This window comes from Phytoactinopolyspora endophytica, from assembly GCF_004138495.1.
GTDB lineage: Bacteria > Actinomycetota > Actinomycetes > Jiangellales > Jiangellaceae > Phytoactinopolyspora > Phytoactinopolyspora endophytica.
Window position 1 is genome coordinate 226,277 of record NZ_ML142855.1, and the last position, 922, is coordinate 227,198.

Annotated in this window: 1 protein-coding gene; it reads left to right on the forward strand. The window is 72.3% G+C overall.

All coding sequences use genetic code 11. The features are described 5' to 3' along the window. A partial coding sequence (locus ELR45_RS15885; RefSeq protein ID WP_205856684.1) for an FtsK/SpoIIIE domain-containing protein occupies positions 1 to 922 on the forward strand: 922 nt, incomplete at both ends.

Sequence of the window (922 nt, forward strand, 5' to 3'; positions counted from 1 at the left end):
GTCAGTCGGGTCGGTTGTCGTCGAGCAGGCGATGGAGCGTATCCAGCGGATGGTCAGGATGCTGTACAAGACGGTGGAGGACCGCAACGCCACGCTGGCCGCGTACGGCGCGGCGGACGTCGGCGCCCTGGCCGAGCAGGGCCTCGGGATGCCCCGGGTGTACCTGCTGGTGGACAACCTCCCGTCGCTGGTGGAGACGCTGGAGAACGGTGGCGCGCTGAAGCGCGGCCATCTGGAGAAGCTGACGGCCGTGCTGCAGGAGGGCCGGCGGTGTGGCGTGCACATCGTGGCGACCTCACCACGCCGATCCGGGGTGCCGAGCGCGATGCAGGCCGCTTTCGGTCAGCGGATCGTGCTGCGCATGACGGCGGACGAGGACTACCAGATGCTGGGCGTGCCGGCGAAGGTTCTCGACACGGACACCGTGGCCGGCCGGGGCCTCCTCGGCAGGCTGGAGATCCAGGTCGCGACGGTCGGTGGCGCCGGCGGCCCGGTGCAGGCCGACCGGCTGCGAGCGCTGGCGGCCATGGTGGCCGGCCGGTACCGGGAACGCCCGGCCATTCAGGTACCGGCGATGCCGACCCTGCTGCCGCCGGCGGTGCTTCCCGCACCGGAACGAGACGCGCTGTGCATCGCGGTCGACGCCGAGTACGCGGGCGCGGTGACGGTGCCGCTGGCCGAGGCGCCGCTGCTGGTCAGCGGGCGGTCCCGTAGCGGACGCAGTGGGATTCTCGCCGGCATGGCCCGACTTGCCGCGCGGTCCAGCCGGCCACCTGTTCAGACCGTGCTGCTGGGCCCGAAGGTCGCGGCGATGGACGGGGCGCCGTTCGACCTCGTTGTCGACGAGGTGGAGAAGGCAGGCGAGTGGGCGTCGAGCGTGGAAGCGCCCCCCGACCCTCAGGACTGGCGGCTGGTCCTGGTG